The organism is Streptomyces sp. NPDC001933, from assembly GCF_042890955.1.
Taxonomy (GTDB): Bacteria; Actinomycetota; Actinomycetes; order Streptomycetales; family Streptomycetaceae; genus Streptomyces.
The window spans coordinates 1-7,274 of sequence record NZ_JBIASS010000080.1 but is presented as its reverse complement, the minus strand read 5'-3'; the positions used below and the strand labels follow the sequence as shown (position 1 = coordinate 7,274).

The window sequence follows — 7,274 nt, the reverse complement described above, 5'->3', positions numbered from 1 at the left end:
AGGGAGCGACGAGGAGGAGGTCGTCGACGCGGAGATCATCGACGACGAGAGGACGGAGGGAGGCGAGCGATGAACCGGCCGAACAAGTCTCGATCACCACAGCAGCGCCACCAGCAGCCGGCGGGCCACCGGCGGCAGCAATGGGCCACCGCCGAACCGTCCCCGTCGGCCCTGCCGGCGGACAGGTCGGCGCGGCCGAGACCGAAGGCATCCGGGCCGTCACCGCGATGTACCGCGACGTGGACAAGCGCCACTGGCCTCGTCGATATCCGGCCAGTCTCGCCGCTAGGCCGCTCTCGAACTGATGTCGCGAGCAAGTGCGGGAAGTTGGGGGTGCCGGAGCCTGAACCGCATAGCGTCGGAGCCTGCCAGGCGCTGAACCTTGCGGAGATGTGGGCCCGCGTGGTCGCCATACAGGTAGATACCCTCGGATGAGACGCTGTCAGCCCGAGAACATGTGGGAGTACCAGTGACCCGGCCATGGTGGTACTGGATACCGTCCGACCGCAGGTCTGCTGATCCCGTACGCGGCGACCGCGTGCCTGCTCGTCGTCACCGTTTCGAAGTCAGAGGTCGTGTGGGCCGGAGGCGGGCTGCTGCTCGGATGGCGAGGTTCGTGCAGGGCGCGGCCAGGGCCAGGCACGACAGGCTCCACGGGGCGCAGCGAAGTATTCCCGGCCTGGTGTCGGAGAGTGCTGCTCGCCCGGTGCGTGCCGTCTCGTGACGGCGTGGGGCGGGGGCAGGTTCGAACATGAGGACCAGCCCGTCTCTGCTGCTCCCGTCCAGCGGGCGGCACGTGGGCAAAAAATGCTGGCTGAACTTCGACCCGGCACTGTCGACAAGGAAACCTTCGCATCCTTACAGTCGCAAATTGTCACACAGAGTGATCATTAGAGTGGGGGAAGGTGCCATGAAACACCGGATCATTTCCGTCCTGGGTGCCGCTGTACTCGCTGCCGGAGTCCTGGGAGTCAGCGCGCCGTCAGCCAGCGCCGTGCCCGGGGGTTGCGCCTACGCTTCGTCGACCTACCGCCCGACCATTCAGTACGGCAACACGGGAGTGGCGGTGAAGCAGGCCCAGTGCCTGTCGAATGTCTGGGGTGGCGTGCCCAAACTGAACGTCGACGGCATCTTCGGCGGTGGTACGCGCACCAAGGTCAAGTGGATCCAGGGGTGTCACGGCCTGACCAAGGACGGAATCATCGGGGCCAAGACCTGGAACGCCCTCTACAACCCCGCCCCCGACTGCTACGACCCTTACCCCGGATAGAGCTGCGCCGGATGGCCAGGGTCTTGTCCGACAGTGGCACAGGCAAGGCCCTGGGGCGGCTGGCAACAGTTCTTCAGCCGCTTCGGCGTGCTCCCCATGGACAAACGGTCGGGTGACCACCCGAGGGCGTCGGACAGTAGGGCGGTCTCGGGCTAAGGGCTGCCAGACCGGAAGGGGCCAATATGACCGGCCGGTACAGCAGCCTCGTTGGCCGGGCAGGTCGGCGAGGATGCTGGCCGGTGCAGCGTGATGCGGGGGCGGGGGGCGAAGGCCGCCGCACCACGCTGGTCCCTATCGGATAGGCCGCTGACAGCTGACTGCCAGCATGGCCCACTCACGATCAACCTGACCGGGTGCGACACGCCCCGGCCTCCGCCCAGTGGACTGCTAGGCACTGTTCTTGGATCACGTTCGGAGCCAGATCGCGAGGGCCGCGAGGGTGACGGTGCCAAGGTTGGTGTAGGCGCGTTTCTCGTGGCGGGTGGCGACCGCTCGGAAGCCCTTCAGCCGGTTGATGGCCCGTTCGACGGTGTTGCGTTTCTTGTAGCGCTCGCTGTCGAAGCCGGTGGGCCGGCCGCCTCGGGAGCCCCGGTTCTGCCGGTGTTTCTGCTGGTCGAGGCGTTCGGGGATGGTGTGCCGGATGCCGCGTCGTCGCAGGTGGCGACGGTTTCTTCGGGACGTGTAGGCCTTGTCCGCCAGGACGTGATCTGGTCGGGTGCGGGGCCGCCAGACTCCGCTGCGGGGCACGGAGATCTGCTCCAGCACGGCCTCGAGCTGGGGACCGTCGCCGTAGTGGCCGGGTGTCAGGACGAAGGGGAGGGGGCGGCATCGTCCCTCGGCGGCGAGGTGGATCTTGGTGGTGAAACCGCCTCGGGAGCGTCCCAGGTATTCGCCGATCCGACCACCTCCTCCAGCCGGACGGCCAGTTTCGGCAGCACCGGATCGAACTGGTTCGTCCCCCGAACGTTCCCCTTCTGAGGACCCCCGGCCACCGGCGCCTTCCGCGCGCCAGTAGCGTGCTGGTGGGCTCGCACGACGGTCGAGGAACTCGTCGACGGCCGCGCCATGAACTACGCCTACGACACCCTGGGCCGCAGGGCCCGCCGCACCACCCCCACCGGCGCGGTCACCGAGTACGGCTACGACGCCGCCGGCCGTACCGCCCGCATGACCAGCGGCGGCCGCGAGATCACCTTCACTCACGACGCAGCAGGCCGGGAACTTCAGCGAGCCTTCGGCAGCTCCCTCGCCCTGGCCTCCGCCTGGGACGAGGCCGGAAGAATCTGCGCCCAGCACCTGACGACTGGAGACCGTTCCCTCAACCACCGTCACTACGCCCACCGCGCCGACGGCTATCTCACCTCCGTGACCGACGATCTGTCAGGCACCCGCAACTTCGATCTGGACCCGACCGGACGGGTCACCGCCGTCCACGCCGAGGACTGGACCGAGCGCTACGCCTACGACGCCGCCGGCAATCAGACGACGGCCTCCTGGCCCGGCACCCAACCCGGCCACGACGCCACCGGCCCCCGCTCCTACACCGGAACCTCCCTCACCAGAGCCGGCAACGTCCGCTTCGAACACGACGCCCTCGGCCGCGTGACCCTGCGCCAGAGAACCCGCCTCTCACGCAAACCCGACACCTGGCGCTACGAGTGGGACGCGGAGGACCGTCTCGCCGCCGTGGTCACCCCCGACGGCACCCGATGGCGCTACCGCTACGACCCCCTGGGCCGCCGTACCGCGAAGCAACGCCTCACCGACGACGGCGAGACGGTCGCCGAGGCAGTCCGTTTCTCCTGGGACGGCACGACCCTGTGCGAACAGACGATCCACACACCAGGTCTTTCACACGTGGTCGCCCTTACCTGGGACCATCGCGGCCTTGTGCCGCTGTCCCAGACCGAACGCATCCTCACCCCGGACACGCACCAGGAAGAGATCGACCGCCGGTTCTTCGCCATAGCCACCGACCTCGTGGGAACACCCACCGAACTGGTCGACGAGTCCGGCGAGATCGCCTGGCGCGCCCGCAGCACCCTCTGGGGCACCACCGCCTGGGCCCGCTCCAGCTCGGCCTACACCCCGCTGCGCTTCCCCGGCCAGTACTACGACCCCGAGACCGGCCTCCACTACAACCTCTTCCGCCACTACGACCCCGAGACCGGCCGATACACCTCCCCGGACCCGCTCGGCCTCGGCCCCGCGCCGAACCCGGTCGCCTGCGTGCACAACCCGTTCACCGTCTGCGACCCCCTCGGCCTGTCGCCGTACTCACGGTTCAAAGGTCTGGGCTGGCTGACGGACAAGGAGCTCAAACGCCCGTCGTTCCGGTACCAGCGGCTCGTCACCGACCAGAGCTACGAGCAGCAGTGGATCCTGCCGGACGGCCGGGAAGTCCACGTCGACGGCGGCCCGCGGGACGGCTGGATCACGGAGGCCAAGTGGACCGGAGGAGACAACCTTTCCGAATGGAAGAAGTCCACGTACAACCCCAATTTCGATTATTACGACGAGGGTCGGCTCACCGCACAGGCCGACAAGCTGCTCGCCCACAACGAGGATCTCGGAGGCAAGGGAGTTCGCTATATGGTGTCCAATGAATGGGGTGCCGCGCATATGAACGAAGTGCTGTCCAAGGCCTTCCCCGAGGCCTACGCCAGCGGGCAGCTGAAGGCGTATCACGTGCCCGGCAACGGAATGAGTGGAATGAGTCCATGGCTGCAGTGATCGCAATGCTAGAAGAGCTCAGGGGCATCGCCCCGCTGACCGCCGAAGGCGCGGCAGCGCGGTTCTCGGCCCAGGAGTGGACGCCCAGAGGCAAGCCCCGCGACGGCGTGGAGACATCATGGGAAAGGAACGGCATTCGGGGCTGGACCCAGACGCTCGAAGGTGAAGCGGTCATCGTCTCATTCACCGTCTGGATCCGCGACGTCGACGAGTCGGGTTATTTCGACGACCTGGATGCCGTCTACGAGCAGGGAGAGCAGGCGCTGGCCGACTTCCTGCCTGAGATCGAGGGTTCCTCTCTCGCCGGCCACCTCGTCGAAGCCGAACAGACTGCGGCGGACAAGGACGAGTTCATCGCAGTGAAGAAGTGGACCCTCGACGGCCGAACCCTGGCCGCCGGTGTGATCCAGCATGACACCGATCTTCCGGTGATGGTCGTGGTGGCGCTGGAGGAGACCGTACCCGCCTGACCCGCTCGAACGCCCGTGCCGCCGCCTGCCGCGAGGGCATGGGCGCGGCTGCAACTGGGCCTCAGGGGGCAATCGGACCACCACTCGTATTCCGATCCTTATGCGGTGCGGGCGTGATCGCATCACAAAGATGCCGCCCCGATCCGAAACCGGCCAGCCACGCCGACAGGGCGTGGCGAGTCTCCCCGCTGCTCAGGGCCGTGCCTCGGGTTCGGTGACGACGACCTCCTCTCCGTTCCAGCGCACGACCAGCTCTCGTACTCCGTCCGAGGCTCGCCCGTCTCATCGGTGATCAGCTTCGACACAGCACATCCCGGCGCAGCACCACGGCCGGACAAGCCGTGCCATCGCCGGAGGTCGCGTCCGGCCGGGGATGACGGTGCCGATGGCGGGCCCGCGACGTCGTGAATGCGGCCGCCGCGCTCGGCATTGCGGAATGCCGGGAGCTGACCGGCGTTCGCGCGGCGCGTGGGGCCCTGCTGCTCGGTCTCGAAGCAGGCCACGGCCTGGATCCAGGCGCTCCCATGCAGCCCTCTCGGTGTCGGTCAAGCCACCATCCCCGCGGATGTCTCACCGCACCAGGACGGGGGCATCGAGGTACACCCTGCTGGTACAAGTCCGGCACGCTCGCTGCTCGACCGGTAGTCGGCCGGCCGCAACCTCACGCTTCAACCCAGGCTCTCGGCGATCCAGTCCTGGGAGCTACGTCTCGGGTGAGGTGGTGCCCCCTGACGTCACCCACGCTTCTGGAACGCCAAGACCCCGAGTTCCCTCACCCATTGGCTGATGCAGGGAACGGGCTGCTCACGGTCGTAGCCTGGGACCGCGTGCCGGATGTTCCGCAGTCGCATGACCATGCCCTACTGCGTGTCACGCTTGTTCCGAGGAGTAGCCGCCGACCCGGCCTTGCCTTTGACTACTCATGCCCCAGGAGGGGACTTTGTCCAGCACGCCCCGGACCGTAGCCGTACTACGAGAACAAGAAGGGCCGGATCACATCGTGCCCGTAGTCGGCTGGGACGACGATGGGAATGCCTTGATCCTGGACCACAAAGCCGGAAAGCGAGTGAAGGCCAACGAGGACCCGCACTTTGTCGCACTCGAGCAGCGGCCTGGCTGGGACACTGCCATTCCGGCCGCACCCGGGTGGACCGTGCGCTGGTGCCAGGAAGGCAAGGACGACATCGTCGATCCGGTCGTGGGCTTCCTGGAGGACCCGGGTGTGCAGGGCGGATGCCCGATCCCGGCAAACCTTGAGCTGGCTCTCGTGCACGACCTGCACGCTATGCTTCCTCTACACCGCGGCTACCAGCCATTCCTCATCCCGCCGCCCAGCTCACATGATCGGGATCGCCGGACGAGTTCCTGATCCTGACCGGTCTGGCCACGCCGGCCAGTGCTTGGGCCTTGACCCCGAATCCTGAACACGGTTTAGGCGGCTGGTGCCAGCGTAGTTGGTGTGTGGTGGAGGGTGTTCTCGAAGGCGATCGGTGATTGTTCTCCGAGGCGGGAGTGTCGGCGTCGGGTGTTTTAGCGGTGGAGCCATCTGAAGGCGTCGAGTCGGGCTTCGCTCTCGTCTGGCCAGCTCTTTCGCCCTTGGAGAGTTTCGCGTTTGAAGGACTCGGCGAGTGCGTTGTCCGCGCTGGAGCCGGCCGCGCTCATGCCTGCCGAACCCTTGCTGACCTGCAGGCTTCGGCGAAGGACCTGCTCGTGTATTGGGCTCCGTGGTCGGTGTGCATGATCGCCCCGGCGAGGCTGCCTCGGGTGCGGACGGCTGCGGCCAGGGCGTCGGTGACGAGGTCCGCACGCATGTGGTCGGCGATCGCCCAGCCGGCCAGACGTCGCGATGCGAGGTCGATGACGGTGGCCAGGTAGCAGAACTTCCCGCCATCGATGGGCAGGTAGGTGATGTCGCCGACGTATTTCGTGTTCGTAGCGGCGGCGGTGAAGTCGCGGCCGATCAGGTCGGGCGCCCTGGCCGCGGCCGGGTCGGGAACGGTGGTGCGGTGCCGGCGGTGCAACCGGACCCCTTCGATCCCGAACGTCCGCATGATTCTCGCGCCCCGCTTGTGATTGACTGCCTCACCGCTCGTCTCGCGGAGCTCGGCGGTGATCCTGGGGGCTCCGTAGGTGCCGTCCGATTCCTGGTGCACCGCCCGTATCCGGGCGGCCGGCCTCGCCTCGGCCGCCTGCCGGGCAGCCCGGTCCACAGCCGTCCGGCGCCAGTAGTAGAAACTCGAGCGGGCAACGCCGAGGATGTTGCACAGCCGCTTCACGCCATAGCGGCGCTGGAGGTCGGCGACACACTGGAAGCGGTTCACCAGCGCGTCTCCCCGGCGAAATACTTCGCCGCCTTCCGCAGGATCTCGCGTTCCTCCTCCAACTCGCGGACCTTCTTGCGCAGGGCTGCGTTCTCCGCCTCCAGCGGGGTCGGAGGCTGGGCCGGTTCCTGCGTCCGGCGTCCCCGGGGCCGACTCACCCCGGCCGCCCTCACCCAGTTCCGCAGTGTTTCAGGGTTGAGCCCCAGATCGGCGGCGACCGACCTGATCGTCGCCTCCGGCCGCGACTCGTCCAGCGCGACCGCATCCGCCTTGAACTCCGGCGGGTAGTTCTTCATGACCACGAGATGTCCGTTCTCAGATCCTCAGGATCCAGTGTCTCGTGTGTCCAACATCAGGGGGCAAGGCCCAAGGCCGGGTAGTTAGAGTTTTCGCTGGTCACGCAAGGGGAGTTGGGGTCCATGCTGTGGCGGTGTACAGGCCTGGGCCGAGTTTGTGGATGAGGCCGGTCTCGGCCCATCT

At 67.3% G+C, this 7,274-nt stretch carries 3 protein-coding genes and 3 pseudogenes; 4 read left to right on the top strand and 2 right to left on the bottom strand.

Annotated elements, in window-relative coordinates:
* Positions 1-910: 910 nt before the first annotated feature.
* Positions 911-1,270, top strand: coding sequence for a peptidoglycan-binding protein (locus tag ACFYY7_RS44885; RefSeq protein WP_388672078.1), 360 nt, complete (start codon positions 911-913; stop codon positions 1,268-1,270).
* 405 nt (positions 1,271-1,675) lie between these two features.
* On the opposite strand, the pseudogene ACFYY7_RS44880 reads toward ACFYY7_RS44885, so the two are convergent.
* A pseudogene (locus ACFYY7_RS44880) lies at positions 1,676-2,161 on the bottom strand (IS5 family transposase); the annotation flags it as partial.
* A 153-nt stretch (positions 2,162-2,314) separates the two neighbouring features.
* Between ACFYY7_RS44880 and ACFYY7_RS44875 the strand changes: the two are divergent.
* From ACFYY7_RS44875 to ACFYY7_RS44865, 3 genes and pseudogenes are all read left to right on the top strand, one after another.
* Positions 2,315-4,003: pseudogene (locus ACFYY7_RS44875) on the top strand (RHS repeat domain-containing protein); the annotation flags it as partial.
* Positions 3,991-4,473: a hypothetical protein gene (locus tag ACFYY7_RS44870; RefSeq protein WP_388672075.1), complete on the top strand. Its 483-nt coding sequence runs from the start codon at positions 3,991-3,993 to the stop codon at positions 4,471-4,473. The pseudogene ACFYY7_RS44875 and the gene ACFYY7_RS44870, both read left to right, overlap by 13 nt.
* A gap of 940 nt (positions 4,474-5,413) precedes the next feature.
* Positions 5,414-5,842 carry a hypothetical protein gene (locus tag ACFYY7_RS44865; protein WP_388672072.1) on the top strand — a complete coding sequence of 143 codons (429 nt, stop codon included), beginning with the start codon at positions 5,414-5,416 and terminating at the stop codon, positions 5,840-5,842.
* Between the two features lie 62 nt (positions 5,843-5,904).
* On the opposite strand, the pseudogene ACFYY7_RS44860 reads toward ACFYY7_RS44865, so the two are convergent.
* A pseudogene (locus tag ACFYY7_RS44860) lies at positions 5,905-7,096 on the bottom strand (IS3 family transposase).
* Positions 7,097-7,274 lie beyond the last annotated feature (178 nt).